General features: G+C 73.6%; 16 protein-coding genes. 8 read left to right on the top strand and 8 right to left on the bottom strand.

The window, feature by feature from the left end:
* Positions 1-2: 2 nt before the first annotated feature.
* Positions 3-269 carry a DUF6191 domain-containing protein gene (locus tag AB0469_RS15660; protein ID WP_366451933.1) on the top strand — a complete coding sequence of 89 codons (267 nt, stop codon included), beginning with the start codon at positions 3-5 and terminating at the stop codon, positions 267-269.
* Here the strand turns inward: AB0469_RS15660 and AB0469_RS15665 are convergent.
* From AB0469_RS15665 to AB0469_RS15690, 6 genes are all read right to left on the bottom strand, one after another.
* Positions 266-3,304, bottom strand: a complete 3,039-nt coding sequence (locus AB0469_RS15665; RefSeq protein ID WP_366451934.1) for an AAA family ATPase — start codon at positions 3,302-3,304, stop codon at positions 266-268. The genes AB0469_RS15660 and AB0469_RS15665 overlap by 4 nt on opposite strands.
* 80 nt (positions 3,305-3,384) lie before the next feature.
* Entirely contained in the window at positions 3,385-3,549 is a 165-nt protein-coding gene (locus AB0469_RS15670) for a hypothetical protein (protein WP_366451935.1), read from the bottom strand.
* 190 nt (positions 3,550-3,739) lie between these two features.
* Positions 3,740-4,396, bottom strand: a complete 657-nt coding sequence (locus AB0469_RS15675) for a hypothetical protein (RefSeq protein WP_366451936.1) — start codon at positions 4,394-4,396, stop codon at positions 3,740-3,742.
* 103 nt (positions 4,397-4,499) lie between these two features.
* Positions 4,500-5,054 carry a GNAT family protein gene (locus AB0469_RS15680; RefSeq protein WP_366451937.1) on the bottom strand — a complete coding sequence of 185 codons (555 nt, stop codon included), beginning with the start codon at positions 5,052-5,054 and terminating at the stop codon, positions 4,500-4,502.
* Between the two features lie 27 nt (positions 5,055-5,081).
* Positions 5,082-7,313 carry an MMPL family transporter gene (locus AB0469_RS15685; RefSeq protein WP_366451938.1) on the bottom strand — a complete coding sequence of 744 codons (2,232 nt, stop codon included), beginning with the start codon at positions 7,311-7,313 and terminating at the stop codon, positions 5,082-5,084.
* A 115-nt stretch (positions 7,314-7,428) separates the two neighbouring features.
* The gene (locus tag AB0469_RS15690) at positions 7,429-7,881 is read right to left on the bottom strand and encodes a signal peptidase I (RefSeq protein ID WP_366451939.1); all 453 of its coding nucleotides are present in this window, start codon (positions 7,879-7,881) and stop codon (positions 7,429-7,431) included.
* A gap of 54 nt (positions 7,882-7,935) precedes the next feature.
* On the opposite strand from AB0469_RS15690, the gene AB0469_RS15695 reads away from it, so the two are divergent.
* From AB0469_RS15695 to AB0469_RS15710, 4 genes are all read left to right on the top strand, one after another.
* Positions 7,936-8,727 (top strand): GNAT family N-acetyltransferase, encoded by a 792-nt coding sequence (locus AB0469_RS15695; RefSeq protein ID WP_366451940.1) that lies wholly within the window; start codon positions 7,936-7,938, stop codon positions 8,725-8,727.
* A 108-nt stretch (positions 8,728-8,835) separates the two neighbouring features.
* Positions 8,836-9,348, top strand: coding sequence for a DinB family protein (locus AB0469_RS15700; protein WP_366451941.1), 513 nt, complete (start codon positions 8,836-8,838; stop codon positions 9,346-9,348).
* Between the two features lie 85 nt (positions 9,349-9,433).
* The gene (locus AB0469_RS15705; protein ID WP_366452093.1) at positions 9,434-11,482 is read left to right on the top strand and encodes a penicillin acylase family protein; all 2,049 of its coding nucleotides are present in this window, start codon (positions 9,434-9,436) and stop codon (positions 11,480-11,482) included.
* Complete coding sequence (locus AB0469_RS15710; protein WP_366451942.1) at positions 11,479-12,066, top strand: GNAT family N-acetyltransferase; 588 nt, start codon at positions 11,479-11,481, stop codon at positions 12,064-12,066. The genes AB0469_RS15705 and AB0469_RS15710 overlap by 4 nt, the downstream gene beginning before the upstream one ends.
* Here AB0469_RS15710 and AB0469_RS15715 read toward each other — a convergent pair.
* The gene (locus AB0469_RS15715; protein WP_366451943.1) at positions 12,041-12,847 is read right to left on the bottom strand and encodes an alpha/beta hydrolase; all 807 of its coding nucleotides are present in this window, start codon (positions 12,845-12,847) and stop codon (positions 12,041-12,043) included. The two genes, AB0469_RS15710 and AB0469_RS15715, sit on opposite strands and share 26 nt — an antisense overlap.
* A gap of 158 nt (positions 12,848-13,005) precedes the next feature.
* Between AB0469_RS15715 and AB0469_RS15720 the strand changes: the two genes are divergently transcribed.
* Genes AB0469_RS15720 through AB0469_RS15730 form a run of 3 tightly spaced genes read left to right on the top strand, consistent with a single transcriptional unit; the run spans position 13,006 to position 15,659 of the window.
* On the top strand, positions 13,006-13,830 hold the full coding sequence (locus AB0469_RS15720) for a helix-turn-helix transcriptional regulator (protein WP_366451944.1): 825 nt from the start codon (positions 13,006-13,008) through the stop codon (positions 13,828-13,830).
* Positions 13,827-14,069: a DUF397 domain-containing protein gene (locus AB0469_RS15725; RefSeq protein ID WP_366451945.1), complete on the top strand. Its 243-nt coding sequence runs from the start codon at positions 13,827-13,829 to the stop codon at positions 14,067-14,069. The genes AB0469_RS15720 and AB0469_RS15725 overlap by 4 nt, the downstream gene beginning before the upstream one ends.
* 60 nt (positions 14,070-14,129) lie before the next feature.
* Positions 14,130-15,659 (top strand): protein kinase, encoded by a 1,530-nt coding sequence (locus AB0469_RS15730; protein ID WP_366451946.1) that lies wholly within the window; start codon positions 14,130-14,132, stop codon positions 15,657-15,659.
* Positions 15,660-15,671: 12 nt separating this feature from the next.
* Here the strand turns inward: AB0469_RS15730 and AB0469_RS15735 are convergent, their stop codons facing one another.
* On the bottom strand, positions 15,672-16,193 hold the full coding sequence (locus AB0469_RS15735) for a hypothetical protein (RefSeq protein ID WP_366451947.1): 522 nt from the start codon (positions 16,191-16,193) through the stop codon (positions 15,672-15,674).
* Positions 16,194-16,273: the final 80 nt, after the last annotated feature.

Below are 16,273 nucleotides of genomic sequence, written 5' to 3' on the forward strand. Positions count from 1 at the left end.
GCATGGTGGGCGCGGTGTTCAACATGATCGAGGAGTTGTTCAACCCGGGGCGGCGGCACACGGACGAGGAGAAGAAGCGGCTGGAGCTGTCCCGGACCGACGTCGGTGACGGCGATCCGGGACGGGGGCCGATAGACCTCGACTCCGGCACGGTGCTCATACGCCCGGCAGCCGGCGCGCCGCCCGAGGCGGAGGGCGCCGCAGGCGGCGCCCCGGGATCCGGGGAGGCCCCCGCCCCGGGCGGGGGCGACGCCGCCCGGACTGCCTAGGGCTGCGGCGCCAGGGGGGTGAACAGGCGCAGTCGGTGGGCGAGCGCCGCGGCCTCCCCCCGGCTGGCGACGCCCAGCTTGGCCAGGATGTTCGAGACGTGCACGCTGGCCGTCTTCGGGGAGATGAACAGTTCCTCCGCGATCCGGCGGTTGGTGCTGCCCGTCGCGACCAGGCGCAGGACGTCCCGTTCCCGGCTGGTCAGGCCCAGGGCCTCGATCGGGTCGGTGTCCGGGGCCGGTGCGACCGGGCCGGTCTCCTCGGGCGTCAGCGGGAGCCTGGCGCGCCGGGCGAGCAGGGCCAGCTCCTCGCGGAGCCGGCGGGAGCCCAGCCGGTCGGCGGTGGCGTGGGCGTCGACGAGCAGCGCGGCGGCCGTCTCGCGGTCCCCGCCGGAGCCCAGCAGGGCCTCGGCGAGCCGGTGACGGGCGCGGGCCAGCAGGTAGGGGCGCTCCAGGGGGCTGACGGCCACCTCGACGGCGGTCCAGTCGGCGACGGTGTCGCGGCCCTCGGCGCGCAGCAGCTCGGCCCTGAGGTACTCGCAGTGGGCGCTCCACAGGGGGGCCGGGGTGGCCAGGGAGCGGGCGGCGGTGCGCAGGGCCTCCAGGGCGGCGGCCCGGCCCTCGTCGGTGCCGGGCAGGCCCCTGGCGTCCGCTTCGGCGGAGGCGGAGGCCAGCAGGAGGGGCCAGGCGTAGCGGTGCTGGCCGAGCGGGAAGCCGTAGGCGATGGCCTGCGCGGTCTCGGCCCGGACGTCGGCGATGCGGCCCTCGCCCTCGGCGACGCCGACGGCGAGCCGGAAGAGCGGGATCCGGTGCTGGGGCTGGCTGTCGTGGGTGCCGAAGTGGGCGTGGGCGGCGGCGAGCTGGGCGGCGGCCTCGGCGAGTTCGCCGCGGCCCAGGGCCAGGTAGGCCAGGCGGGCCGAGGCGGAGCCGCGGGGGGCGGCGCCGCGGCCGACGCGCAGGGTGTGCCGGGCCGCTTCGGCGGCCTCGTCCCAGCGGCCGAGGCTGTACAGGCTCTCCGCCATGTTCCCGCGGACCCAGGCCTCGGTGTCCAGGAGCCGGGCCCCGCTGACGAGTTCGACCCCTTGTTCGGCCAGTTCCACCGCTTCGCGGGACCGGCCCATCGATTCGAGCTGGGAGGTGATGTTGATATGGGCGCGGCCCGCCACGACGGTGTGGCCGAGCCGGGTGGCGCGGTCCTTGACCGTGTGGAGCTCGGCGAGGCCGGTGGTGCCGTCACCGGAGTCCATGAGCAGGCAGCCGTAGGTGATGCGGGCGTTGAGCTCGGTCTCCTCGGCGCCGATCATGCGGGCGTACTCCACGGCCCGTTCGGCCGCGGCGAGGTTGCCGGGGCCCGGGTTGTGGAGCATGCCCCAGCCGGCGACCCGGACGAGGACGTCGGCGTGCACCTGGGACGGGGGCAGCCCCTTGACCAGTTCCTGGGCGGTGGCGATCTCGTGCCAGCCGTCGCCGCGGCCGAGGTTGGCGATGAGGCGCGAGCGCTCGGTCCAGAACCAGGCGGCGCGCAGGGGGTCGCCACCGTCCTCGTCGAGGATGCGCAGGGCCAGCTTGGTGAGCTTCAGGGCGCGTTCGCGTTCGCCGCCGTAGCGGGCGGCGACGGTGGCCTCGGCGAGGAGGTCGACGCGCTGGAGCGGGGTGGTGACCGGGTCGCAGCCGCAGGGCGGGTAGACCTCGGTGTAGTCGGCGGGGCGCAGTTCGCCCCGCACCTCGTCGGGGACGCTCTCCCACAGGTCCATGGCCCGTTCGAGCAGGCTGAGCTGCTCGGAGTAGGCGTGCCGGCGGCGGGCGGTGACGGAGGCCGCGAGGACGGCGGGCAGGGCCTTGGCGGGGTCGTTGGCGGCGTACCAGTAGTTGGCCAGCCGGATGAGCCGCTCCTCGGCGCGTATCAGGGTCTCGTCGGCTTCCAGCGCCTCGGCGTAGCGCCGGTTGACGCGGGCGCGTTCGCCGGGCAGCAGGTCGTCGCTGACGGCCTCGCGGACCAGGGAGTGGCGGAAGCGGTAGCCGTCGCCGTCGGCGGTGGCGAGGAGGATGTTGGCGCCGACGGCGGCGCGCAGGGCCTCGATGAGTTCGTCCTCGCCGAGCCGGGAGACGGCGAGCAGCAGCGGGTATTCGACGGTGGAGCCGCCCTCGGCGACGATGCGGACCACGCGCTGCGCGGCGTCGGGCAGGACCTCGACGCGGACGAGGAGGAGGTCGCGCAGGGATTCGGTGAGCCCGGTGCGGCAGCCGCTCTCGTGGGAGGCGACGAGTTCCTCGACGAAGAAGGCGTTGCCGTCGGAGCGGTCGAAGACGGAGTCGACGAAGGCCTCTTCGGGCTGCGAGGCGAGGATCCCGGCGAGCTGGCGGCGGACCTCGCCGCGGTTGAAGCGGGCCAGTTCGAGGCGCTGGACGGTGCGGAGCCGGTCGAGTTCGGCGAGCAGGGGGCGCAGCGGGTGGCGGCGGTGGACGTCGTCGGCCCGGTAGGTGGCGACGAGGACGAGCCGGCCCCGGCCGAGGCTGCGGAAGAGGTAGGCGAGCAGGTGCCGGGTGGAGGTGTCCGCCCAGTGCAGGTCCTCCAGGACGAGCACGACGGTGCGGTCGGTGGCGAGGCGCTCCAGCATCCGGGCCGTCAGTTCGAAGAGGCGGGCGGTGCTCTCCTCGTCGTGGGGGCCGCGGGGGGTCTCGCCGAGTTCGGGGAGGATGCGGGCGAGTTCGTCCTCCTGGCCGGCGGCCGCGGCGGCGAGTTCGCCGGGGAGCAGGCGGAGCAGGGTGCGCAGGGCGGTCGAGAAAGGGGCGAAGGGAAGGCCCTCCGCCCCGATCTCCATACAGCCTCCGACGGCCACCACGGCTCCGCGGCGGGCGGCCTCGCCGAGGAACTCCTCGGTCAGCCGGGTCTTTCCGACTCCGGCCTCACCCCCGATGAGGAGGGCCTGCGGCTCCTGGTCCGCGGCGCGGGCCAAGGCGTCGACGAGTACGGCCAGTTCGTCGGCTCGGCCGACGAACACCGGGCTGACAGATCTGGTTTCCACGCTGCCGAGCATCGCACACGGGTCCGGTCGGGCGGCAGTCGTTATCGGTGCGCTCGTCATCTCGCGTCATTCCACGGGGTGCGTGGCGCGGGTTACGCGGCGCGGGTGAAGAGGCTCCGGTGGCGGCTCACCGTCCTCTCGCCTTCCTGGCCGCGAGGGGTGCGGGGGGCCTTCTTGGCCTCGCGGGCCATCCGGTACCGGTCGGCCTCGCGGATGAGGTCGGTGCGGCGGGCGGTGGCGATCTCGTACTCGAACATCTCGTTCTCCCTGGTGGGCGTTCTCGGGCACCTCGTTCGGTGTGATCCAAGATTCGCGTCCCAGAGGGGTGCGGCACATGGGGCTCATGCCTCATCTGTGGGGCCCCGGGGTCCTTAGGGCGGGAGCCCGGGGTCCTGAGAAGTCCTGGAGCCGCCCGGGGGCGGCCTAAGGCGGGGGGTAAGGCGGTGCCTACTCGGCGGCCGTCGGGAGGGGGACGAGGAGGTCGAAGTACATGAGTCCGAAGAGCAGGACGCCGAGGACGCCCAGGGCGACGGCGGCCCAGGAGACGGAGCGGACCCAGGCGGGGTGGACCCGGCCGGGGGCGCCGAAGGCGGGGGCGGCGAGGACGACGGCGGCGAGCAGCAGGGCGAGGGAGGAGAGGAGGCCGTTGACGAGGGCGGTCATGTGCCAGGCGTCGCCGTACAGGGCGGCGATCTTCTCCTTGGCGGTGGTGGCGTTGGCCGACTCGATCTGGCCGATGAGGGTCTGGCGCTCGCCGATCACGCGGGCGACCCAGCTGCCGCTGAGGGCGATGAGGCCGAGGCCGGCGGCGGTGAGGGCGGCGGCCGCGGAGCCGACGCCGGTGGGCCGCTCGGGGAGGGCGTCCGCCCCGTCGTCGTCCCCGTCGTCGTCCCCGTCGTCGCCCACGTCCTCGCCGGTCTGCTCGTCGGCGAGGTCCTCGGCGGCACCGTCGGCGGCGTCGGGGGCGGGCTCGGCGTCCGGCCGGTCGGTTCCGGCGGTGGGGGCGGCGGTGTCCCCGGCCGCGGCCGGGGTGCCGGTGACCGGCTTGTCCTCGGCGGCGTCCGTCTCGGGAGCGGTCGGGGCGGCGGTCTTGGTGGTGTCCATGGCGCGCACCGTAGGCGGCGTTTCTGAGAGGCTCCTGAGAGGCCCCGCGGCCCGCCGGGCCCGGTGGGCCGCGGGTCCCCGGCGGGGCCCGCGGCCGTGGCGGCTACGCGGTGCGGGCGGCGGCCCATTCGGCGGCGAGGACCGACCAGACCTCGGTGTCCTGGCGGACGCCGCGGTGCAGGTGGTTCTGGCGCAGGACGCCCTCGCGGGTGAGGCCCAGGCGCTCGGCGACGGCGATGCTCTTCCCGTTGCCGCTGGCGACGTGCCATTCGACGCGGTGCATGCCGCGCACGTCGAAGGCCCAGTCGATGAGCACCCGGCAGGCCTTGGTGACCAGGCCCCGGCCGGTACCGGCGGGCTCCATCCAGCAGCCGACCTCGCAGGTGCCGGCGGCGGCGTCGAAGTTCGGGAAGAGGACGCCGCCGACCAGGGTGCCGCCGAGCCGGATGCCGTAGAGGCGGGCGCCGTCGGCGGCGGACTTCTCGGCGTTGGAGCGCAGGAGCTGCCGGGCCGAGTCGAGGTCGGTGGTGCGGTCGGGGAAGCCGATGAACTGCCCGATGAACTCCCGTCCCCGGTCGATGTGCGCGAGGAACTCCTCCGCGTGCCAGACCTCCAGCGGGAAGAGCTGGGCGTCCTCGGCCAGGTCTATCGCGAACATGCGTGCTTCCTTACGGCTCGTAACCGGTCAGCGGGACAACTCGGCCGGTTCCGCGTGGTCCGCGTCCGGCCGCTGCGCCGGAAGTGTCGCACGGGGGCGGCACTCCGGGGGTTCGATGCTGATCCTGGGCATCCGGCGGTCGAGCCAGCCGGGGATCCACCAGTTCGCCCCGCCGAGCAGGTGCATGAGCGCGGGGACGAGCAGGGTGCGCAGGACGAAGGCGTCGAGGGCGACGGCGGCGGCGAGCGCGATGCCGAACATGGCGATGATCCGGTCGCCGCTGAGCACGAAGGCCAGGAAGACCGAGATCATGATGACCGCGGCCGAGTTGATCACGCGGCTGGTCTCGGCGAGGCCCACGCGCACGGCCCGCCGGTTGTCGCCGGTCTCCAGCCATTCCTCGTACATCCGGCTGACCAGGAAGACCTGGTAGTCCATGGAGAGCCCGAAGAGCACCGACACCATGATCACCGGCAGGAAGGGCTCGATGGGGCCGGCGCTGCCCAGGCCCAGCAGTTCGCTGCCCCAGCCCCACTGGAAGATCACGACGACGACGCCGAAGGAGGAGGCGACGGCGGCGACGTTCATGGCGGCCGCCTTGAGCGGGATGCCGAGGGAGCGGAAGGCCAGCAGCAGGAGCAGGCAGCCGAGGGCGACGACCACGCCGACGAAGAGCGGCAGTTTGCCGACGATCACGTCCGCGAAGTCGTCGTAGCCGGCGGTGACGCCGCCGACGCGGGCCTCCATGGAGGTGCCGTGTCCGGCGCGCGGGATGACGTCCTCGCGGAGGCGGTCGACGAGCGCGCTCGTGGCCCGGGACTGCGGGGCGGAGTCCGGGACGACCGTCAGCACGGCGGTGTCGCCGCTGCGGTTGAAGACGGCCGGGCCCGTGGAGGCGACGCCGTCGGTGGTGCGCAGCGCGTCGGCCAGCCGCTCGACGGCGACCCGGTCGCCGGCGCCGTCGAGCCGGGCGACGACGGTGAGCGGGCCGTTCACGCCCGGGCCGAAGCCGTCGGCGAGCAGGTCGTAGGCCTTGCGGGTGGTGGAGGAGGCCGGGTTGTTGCCCTGGTCGGAGGTGCCCAGGTGGAGCGAGAGGGTGGGCAGCGCGAGGACGGCCATGACGAGGGCGGCGGCCAGGCCCAGGAGTTTGGGGTGGCGTTCGACGAAGGCCGACCAGCGCGCCGCGAACCCGGTGGGCGCCTCGGCCCGGGGGCCCTCGGCGGCGAGCCTGCGGCGTTCGCGGCGGGACAGGGCCCGCACGCCGATGTACGAGAGGAGGGCGGGCAGGAGGGTGACGGAGGCCCCCACGGTCAGGACCACGGTGAGGGACGCGGCTATCGCGACACCGTTGAGGAAGTCGAGCCGCAGCACCAGCATGCCGAGCAGGGCGATGCAGACGGTGGCCCCGGCGAAGACGACGGCCCGTCCGGTGGTGGCGACGGCGTTCTCGGCGGCCTCCCCGACGTCCAGTCCGCGGGCCAGGCCCTTGCGGTGCCGGGTGACGATGAAGAGGGCGTAGTCGATGCCGACGCCGAGGCCGACGAGGGTGCCGAGCATCGGGGCGAAGTCGGCGACGGCCATGGCGTGCCCGAGGAGGGTGATGCCGAAGTAGGCGCTGCCGACGCTGACGAGGGCGGTCGCGATGGGCAGCAGGCTCGCGGCGAGGGAGCCGAAGGCGAGGAAGAGGACGAGGGCGGCGATGGCCACGCCGATGACCTCGGCGAGGTGGGGGCTGGGGGCCTCGGTCAGGCCGATGGCGCGGCCGCCGAGTTCGACCTGGAGGCCGCCGGCCTCGGTGTCGGGGTTCTTGGCCGCCTCCACGACCGCCCGGGCCTGGGCCTTGGGCACGGAGTCGGCCTGCCGGTCGAAGGTGACCACGGCGTAGGCGGTGCGGCCGTCGGGGCTGATCTGGGCCGCGGCGCCGGGGCCGGGCCCGTACGGGCCGCTGACGGAGCCGACGCCGGGGAGGGCGGCGACGGCGTCCAGGGCCCGGCTCATCCGGCGTTCGACCTCGGGGGTCCGGGCCGTCTGGTGGTCCGGGGTCCGCCAGACGATGGTGTCGGTGTCGCCGCCCTGGCCGTGGAAGCCGTCGCGCAGGAGGGCGTTGGCCCTGCTGGACTGCGTGCCGGGGACCTCGTAGTCGTTGGAGAACGCCGTTCCGGCGGCCGCGGCCGCGGCGGCGGTCCCGCCGAGTGCGAGCAGCCAGATCAGGACGGTGACCAGCCGGTGGCGCATGCACCACCGCGCGATTGCTGCCAACGGACGTGCTCCCTGGTGGTTCGGATCTTCAGCGGGAGTCGGCCCGACGCAAAGAACGCTTGAACTCGTGAAGTCGTGGACGGGTGGGTCGTGGACTTGTGAAAGGTACGGGGGTCTACACCTCAGTCGACACGATCGCAGCGTTTCGTGATCGTCGGTCGCTTTCGTGTGCATCGTCACAGGCCCGTTCTCCGGCGTCTCCGTCGGCCCGGTAGCCCGGGACGGAGGGCCAGCGGACGGTGAGGACGACGGTGTCCTCCTCCGCGTACCAGGAGTGGTCGACGCCGCGGCCCCAGACGACGTAGTCGCCCTGTTCGGCGAGGACGACGGTGCGGCCGGGGAACTCCAGCCGGAAGCGGCCGCTGATCAGCACCTGGAGGGCGGTGCGCCGCTCCCCGGTGACCCAGCGCTCGCGCGCCTCGCCCTTGGGGTGGACGCCCCACTTGATCTCGACGTCCTCACTGTGGCGGGGGTCGCCCGGCTCCTTGAAGTGCCCCAGGAGCCAGCCCCGGTCCGCGGCGGCGTCGGGGGTGGCCTTGCCGGTGTAGATGGTGCGGTCGTCGTTCACGGGTCGAGGCTATTGCACTTGTGGGGGCGGAGGATCAGCTGATGAGCTGCGCGCATGACGATTGATCTTGATGAGCTGCTGAAGGTGCGCGACCGCTACGACTGCGAGGTGCGGCGCGCGGCGGAGGGTCCGCACGTGGAGCGGGCGGGCCGGGTCGTACGGATGAGCGTGCCCGGCTGGAACGGGGTGGTGTGGTCGGACCTCGACGAGGACACCGCGGACGCGGAGATCGCGGCACAGGTGGCGCACTTCGGCGCGGGCGCGCGGGCGGCGGGCGGGCCGGTGTTCGAGTGGAAGCTGTACACCCATGACCGTCCGGCCGATCTCGCCGACCGGCTGCGCGCGGCGGGCTTCGTGCCGGAGCCGGCCGAGACGCTGATGGTGGGCCGGACCGCCGACCTGGCCGCCCTGCCGGTGGAACCGCCGGAGGGGATCACCCTGATGCGGGTGACGGACGAGGCGGGCGTGGACCTGATGATGGCCGCGCACGACCGGGCCTTCGGCGTCGAGCGGCCCCGGATCAAGGAGGACGTGCTCGCCCAGCTGCGGGAGGACCCCGAGTCGATCGAGGTCGTGGTGGCGATGGCCGGGGAGGTCCCGGTCAGCTCGGCCCGGATGGAGGTCCGGGCGGGCAGCGACTTCGCCGGCCTGTGGGGCGGCGGCACCGACCCGGACTGGCGGGGCCGGGGCATCTACCGCCTGCTGGTGGCCCACCGCGCCCGGATCGCGGCCGAGCGCGGGATCCCCTACCTCCAGGTCGACGCCTCGGACGACAGCCGGCCGATCCTGGAGCGCCTGGGCTTCGGCGTGCTGGGCGTCACCGTCCCGTACATCTGGCAGGGCTGAGGACGGGTACGGCCGCCGCCGGGGCGGACGGCTCCCCCGCTGGCGGGCCGCCGGCCCGGGCCGGGAATTCGCTTCCCGGGCCGCCGAAAGGGCGGAAGGATCACACCCATGGACACCACCGAACGCATCGGACCGCCCCTGACCGGGGACGAACGCGAGACCCTCCGCGCCTTCCTCGACTTCCACCGGGCCACCCTCGCCTGGAAGTGCGACGGACTCACCGACGAGGAACTGCGCCGCCGGGCCTCCCCGCCCTCCACCCTCTCCCTGCTGGGCCTGGTCCGGCACATGGCCGAGGTGGAGCGCCAGTGGTTCCGCCGCACGATCGGCGGGGACACGGAGGTCCCCCACCTGTGGTCGGACAGCCGCGACTTCCAGGCCGCCTACGACGCCTCCGGCGCGACCCGCGCCGAGGCCTTCGCCGCCTGGGAGGCGGAGGTGGCGCACTCCCGCACGGTGGAGGCGGCGGCCGAGTCCCTGGAGGTGACGGCGTACGTGCCGAGGTGGGAGGAGGACGCCTCGCTGCGCCTGGTGATGCTGCACATGATCCACGAGTACGCCCGCCACAACGGCCACGCGGACTTCCTGCGGGAGGCGATCGACGGCACCGTCGGCGCCTGACCGGACCTGGCGGCGGGCACTCCCCCGGACACCCTTATAGTTAGGTCAGCCTAACCTAAGACACTGGGGGAAGAGCGTGAGCGCTGTGACCACCGAGGCCTACGAGGTCTACCGCGACAGCTGGGGCATCCCGCACCTGCGCGCGTCCGACCCGCTCCGCCTCTCCTACACCCAGGGCCGGGTCACCGCCCGGGACCGGGCCTGGCAGCTGGAGGTGGAGCGGCACCGCGCCCAGGGCTCCAGCGCCTCCTTCCTCGGGGCCGACTGCGTCCCCTGGGACCGCTTCGCCCGCCAGGCCCGCCTCGACGACACCGCCCGCCGGTGCTTCGAGGCCCTGGACGCGGACACGGCGGCCTGGGTCGGCGCCTACGTCGACGGGGTCAACGCGGGCCTGGCCGAGGGCACGGCCCGCGACGACCGCTTCGCGGCGGCCGGCCACACCCCCGCCCCCTGGGAACCGTGGGTCCCGCTCTCGATCTGGACCGGCACCCACATCCTCTTCGCGGGCTTCGCCACCAAGCTCTGGCGCGACCGCGTCGCCCGCGCCCTCGGCGACGACGCGGCCACCCTCTTCGCCACCGACGGCCCCGGCACCGCCGGCAGCAACGGCTGGCTGGTCCCGGGCGACCGCACCGCCGGCGGCGCGGCGATCATCGCGGGCGACCCGCACCGGTTCATCGAGGACCCGGGCGTCTACCAGCAGATCCGCCTGGCCTGCCCGGAGTACGACGTCCTCGGCCTGGCCGTCCCCGGCGTCCCGGGCCTCGCCCACTTCGGCCACACCGGATCCGTCGCCTGGGCCATCACCAACGCCATGGCCGACTACCAGGACCTGTACACCGAGCGGCTGCGCCCCGCGGCCTACGGCGTCGAGGCACTGGGACCCGACGGCGACTGGCAGCCGGTCGCCCGCCACACCGAGACCATCACCGTGGCCGGCGGCGAGGACGTCGAGGTCGAGGTCCTGGAGACCGCCCGCGGCCCGGTGATCGTCAACGACGGCTCCGCCGTCCTCTCCCTGCGCTACCCGCCCCGCGTCCGCGCCGACCTGGGTTTCGCCGTCCTGCCCGCGCTGCTGCGCGCCCGCACGGTCGCCGACGTGGACCGCGCCCTCGACGGCTGGGCCGAGCCCGTCAACGTCGTGCACGCCGCCGACACCGGGGGCGGCCTGCTGCACCGCGTCGCCGGCGCCGTACCGCTGCGCGAGGCCGCCAACCGGCTGCGCCCGGTGCCCGCCTGGGACGCCCGCCACGCCTGGCGGGGCTGGGCCGAGACCCCTGCCGAACCCGTCCGGGGCCCCGCCGTGATGGCGAACGCGCGCGGCATCGCCTCCCCCCTCGGCGTGGAGTTCGCGCCCCCGCACCGCGCCGACCGGATCCGCGCCCTGCTCGACGCCTCCGCCGACTGGTCCCCGAAGGCGATGGCCGAGGTCCACCGCGACACCCACCTGGCCTCCGCCGCCCCGCTGCTCGCCCTGCTGCCCGGCCCGGGCACCCTCTCCCCCGCCGCCGCCCGGCTCCGCGAGCGGCTGCTGGCCTGGGACCGGCACATGGAGGCGGACAGCACCGACGCCGCCGTCTTCGCGGCCTTCCGCACGGCCGTCGTACGCCGCCTGGCGGCCGACCCCGTCTTCGCGGACCTGGCCGGCGCGCCCGGCGGCCCGGAGGTGTTCCGCCCCTGGCTGTACCTGGTCCCCCGCGTCGGCTACGCCCTCGAAGGCCTGCTGGCCACGCCCCTCCTGCCCGAGCTGGACCGCGCGGCGCACGTCCGCGCCGCCCTGGAGGAGACGGCGGCGGCCGACGCCCCCGAAGCCCCGTGGTCGCGGACGCACCGGCTGACCCCCTGGCAGGCCGTCCCGGACCCGGAGGCCGTCTGGCCCGGCCTGGGCGGCGACCACGACTGCGTCAACGCCACCTCCTCCGTCCCGGGCGTCACGGACACCGTCGCCCGCGCCTCGGCGGCCCGCTACGTCTGGGACCTCGCCGACCGCGACCACAGCCTCTGGGCGGTCCCGCTCGGCGCCGACGGCGTCACCGGCTCCCCCCACCACCGCGACCAGCTCCCGCTCTGGGCCCGCTGCGAACTCGTCCCGGTCGTCACCGACTGGACCCGCCTCACCAAGGAACCCTCATGACCCGCACCGCCGTCTACACCCACCCCGTCGAGGGCTTCGGCACGGTCTCCTTCACCCCCGTCGACCCCGCCGCCGACGCCGAGGTGATCCACAGCTGGGTCACCGAGGAGCGGGCCCGCTTCTGGGGCATGGGCGGAGCCAGCCGCGAGCTGGTGCGGGAGATCTACGAGGACGTGGACCGCCGCACCACCCACCACGCGTTCATGGTCGGCCTGGACGGGGAGCAGGTCGCGCTGTTCCAGACGTACGACTGCGCCGAGGACCGGGTCAGCGAGTGCTACGAGGTCCGGCCGGGGGACGTCGGCGTGCACCTGCTGCTCGGCCCCAGCCGGGGCGCCGCCCGGCACGGCTTCACCGGCGCCCTGATGGAGGCCTTCCTGACCTACCTGTTCACCGACGCGGGCGCGCTGCGGGTGGTCGGGGAGCCCGACGCCCGCAACGCCAAGGCCATCGCGCTGCTGGAGCGCACCGGCTTCGAGCTCGGCCCGGAGGTGGAACTCCCGGAGATCGACCTCCCCGAGGTCCACCTCCCGGCCAAGCCCGCCCGCCTGGCCTTCCTCAGCCGGCCTGCCGCCGCTCACTGAGGAACTCCGTGATCAGCGCGGCCCATTCGTCCGGGCGCTCGGCGAAGGGGAGGTGCCCGGTGGGCAGCTCCGCGTACCGGGCGCCCGGCACGGCCCCGGCCAGCTCGCGCTGGAGCTCCAGGGGCACGAGCCGGTCCTCGGTGGTCGCGATCACCAGGGCCGGTACGGAGACTCCCGCCGCCTCCGCGCGCAGGTCGGCCCCCTTGATCAGGTCGACCTGGTCCACCGTGCCCGCGGGCACGGACGCGGCGGTCGCCCGCACGAACTCCTCGACCTCTTCCGGGGCCAGCCCCTCCAGCGCCGCCGGGCTGAGCGCCAGCGGCACCATCAGCCGCGCCAGCAGCTCGTTCTCACCCCGCGCCGCCAGCCCCGACCACAGGTCGCCGACCAGCTTCAGCCGGTTCCCGGCGTGCACGAAGGTGGCGGTGAGGACGAGCGCGGTCACCCGCTCGGGGTACCGGGCGGCGATCCGCAGCGCGACGTTCCCGCCGAGGGAGTACCCGAGCACGGCGAACGTCTCCAGCCCCTCGTCATCGGCGGCGGCCACCAGCTGATCGGCCAGCTCGTCCAGCCGGAGCGGCTCCTTGGACTTCGGAGTTCCGCCGGTGCCGGGGTAGTCGACGCCGACGACGCTGTGCTCGGCGGCGAGCTCGTCGAGGATCGCCCCGAAGTTGCTCTCGACGGCGCCGCCGCCTCCGTGGGCGAGCAGGAGACCGGGACCGCCGCTCTCCTTGCGGACGGTGCGGGCGTAGGTGGCGGTGGCGGTCGTGATGACGGACACGGCAGTCCCCTCGACATTTCTGTAGCGGTCGTTACTGATTGAACGATACATAGATTTACTAGCGATCACTACAGAAATAGCCAGTACACAGGTTCTGTACGGGTGGCGTACGGGCGGTTCGCGGGTCAGCCGGGCCGAGAGAGGGAAAAGTGTCCGGCATGCCCCAGAGCAACAGGCCCCAGCGCAACGCCTCTTGGAAGGTCGTCGGCGTCCTGCTGGCCCATCAGCGCAAGCGCGCCGGGTACACCCAGGTACAACTGGCCGAACTGGCCTTCTGCGACGTCGAGTCCATCGCCTCCGTTGAACAGGGCCGCAGGCCGCTGTCCGTACGGATGGCCGAGGTCCTCGACAACCACCTCGACTCGAACGGCGTGCTGCACCATGCGGCCGCCGCGATCCCTCGGCGGGAGCGATATCCGGCGTTCGCCCGCGAGTACATGGAGCACGAGGAAGAGGCGCTGAGCCTGCTCTCGTACCAGAACGCCTCGATCCCGGGACTGCTCCAGACCCCGGAGTACGCGGAGGCGGTCTTCTCGAACTTCTACCCGCCGATGCCCGCCGACCAGATCACCCAGCAGACCGAAGACCGGATCGCCCGCCAGAACCTCTTCCAACGCAAACCGCAACCGCCGCTCATGCACTTCATGATCGAGCAGTCCCTGGTGGAGCGTCCGATCGGTGGTCGGGGAATCCTGCGCGGACAGCTGCGCCACCTGCGCGAGATGGCCGAACTCCCCTTCGTAGGACTCCAGATCATGCGCACCAACCGTGAGACTCATGCGGGGCTGGCGGGACCCATGGTGCTGCTGGAGACCCCTGATCACGACCAGCTCGGCTACCTGGAGGGACAGCACGTCAGCTTCCTCCAGGACGACCCGGACGAGGTCCATCTCCTCCATCTCAAGTATGGGATGCTGCGTTCGCAGGCGCTCTCCATCGAGCACAGCAAGAGCCTGCTGGACGACCTGCTAGGAGAGTCATGACCCACCAACTGGCCTGGTTCAAGTCGAGCTACAGCAGTGACGCGGGTGGCGCTTGCTTCGAAGTCGCCTACAACTGGCGGAAGTCGAGCCACAGCAGTGACGCCGGCGGCGACTGCGTCGAGGTGGCCGCCCACCCCGCCGCCGTCCACGTCCGGGACTCCAAGGTGACCGGCGGTCCCGTCCTCACCGTCGCCCCCGCCGCCTGGTCCGCCTTCCTCGGGACCACCGATTCCCATTGACCCCGCCCGCTCCGGCCAGCCAAGCTGATCTCCACTCAACTGACTGGCACTGGGGGCGGCTTGACCAGCCAGAAGCTCTACATCGGCCCAGACTCGGCACCCGACCGGTACCGGTTGCTGCGGTCCATCGGGCGCGGCGGCGAGGCCGTGATCCATCTCGCGGAGATCGAGCTGGCGGGCGGGGCCGAGCCCGTCGTCGTCAAGGTGCTCGACTCCAAGACGACGATCTCGTCCGAGGAGTTCGCCCGGATCAGCCAGAAGTGGAACGAGCAGGCGGAGTTGCTGCGCTTCGTCCACCGGCCCGGGGTCGTCGGCGTGCGGGAGCACTTCGAGGGCCCGCCGATCCACCCTGCGGGTGAGGCCTCCGGCCTGTCCGGGCGGTCCCTGGTGCTGGTCATGAACCAGGTGGACGGGCTCGACCTGCGCGACTGGCGGACCGAGCGGGACCTCTCCACCCCCGCCGGGCGGCGCGAGGTGATGCGGACGCTGGAGCAGCTCGCCGACGTGCTGGACTGGCTGCACTCGGGGAAGGCCACCCCCTCCGGGCGCCAGGTGGTCCACGGTGACCTCTCCCCCGGCAACGTGATGGTCGACGCCGACGGGCAGGCCACGCTGGTGGACTTCGGCCTCAGCAAGCTGACCGCCGAACACCGGACGGCCGAGATCTGGTTCACCCCCGGCTACGCGGCCCCCGAGGTCTTCGACGGCAGGCGCACCCCGGCCACGGACCGGTACGCCTTCGGCGCCATCGCGTACTTCCTGCTGAGCGGGGAGTCGCCGCCCCGCACCCCGGGCCTGCTGGCCGAGGCGATGGCGGAGCTGCCGCAGATCGCGGCCCTGGGCGCCGATCGGCGGGCGCGGGTCGTCTCGCTCTGCGCCACCGACCCCGAGGAGCGGCCGCTGAGCCTGGTCGGGTGGGTGCAGGAGGTGCGCCAGGCCGTGGTCTCCCTCCCGCTGGGCGAGATCCAGGACGCGCGGCCGACGCGGACGCCGGAACACCGGCGCCCGGTACTGATGGCGGCGGCGGGCGCGGTGCTCCTGGCGGCCCTCGCACTCACCGGCATGAAGCTGTTCGGGGGCGGGGGCGGGGGTGGGACCGACGGCGGCCCGGACGGCGCGGGAGGCACGAAGCCGAGTGCCCCGTCCTCCTCCCGATCGCCCTCTCCGCCCCCTGCCGCGTCCGACCCGGGCGGAGTCTCGCTCACCACCCTGACACCGGTCGCCAAGAGCGAGTACGCCTGGTTCGAGGCGGGCGACGGCACGCTCGGTTCCCAGCGCTACGACTCCGCCCTGGTGGCTGCCGGACCCTACAAGATCTGCGACGGGGCGGCATCCTACGACCTGGGCGGCGGCTGGAAGACGCTGACCATGGTCGCCGGCGTCGACGACGCCTCGACGCACGCGAACGCCCGCGTCACCGTGGAGGTGGACGGGAAATCCGTGTGGAGCGGCACCCTGCGCGTCGGATCGCCGAAGCCCCTGTCGCTCGACGTCTCGAACGGCAAGCGCCTCGACATCTCCTACGTCGACCCGGGGAACACCTGCGGGATGGGCCGGCTCGTCCTGGGCACGCCCACCCTGAAGAAGTAGCGGGCGGCGGATTCAGTCGGACGCCACCCCGAGGTCCGCCCGCATGGCCGCGCGCATCTCCCGGAGCAGGTCCCAGACCTCCTGCTGGGCCCGGGAGACCGTCTCCATCGTCTCGCCCGCCTCGGGCTCGCCCCGCTCCAGGCGTTTGACCTGGCCGTAGACCAGGTTCAGCGCGTGGTTGGCGTCGGTCGCGGGAGCGAGGACGTCGTCCGGGGCGATCATCTGCGCCTCGGAGTACGTGTCCCGGTGGGCGGCCTTCGCCGCGTCGAGCGCCTCCCGGTCCGCGTCCTCGACCCCGCCCTCCCGCATGACGTGCAGGTGGCGGTTGAGGGCGGTGGTGAACTGCCGGGAGTCGCGGTTGAGGGCCGTGTAGCAGCCGCGCCGCAGGGCCAGGTTCTCCCGAACGTCCTCGTGCGCGCGCACGAGTTCTATCTCCCGCCGCTTCGTCCGCTCCGCGCCCCGCTGCGTGAGCAGGGCACCCCCCAGGGTCCCCGCCACACCCACCACGGCGATGACCATCGCTCCGATCTCCACCCGTATCCCCCTCCGCACAAACGGGGGCGGCCCGCACCGATCGGGTCGATCGGTACGGGCCGCCGCCTGACAGCCGCCTG

It is taken from the genome of Streptomyces sp. NPDC093801 (assembly GCF_040701585.1).
Taxonomy (GTDB): Bacteria; Actinomycetota; Actinomycetes; order Streptomycetales; family Streptomycetaceae; genus Streptomyces.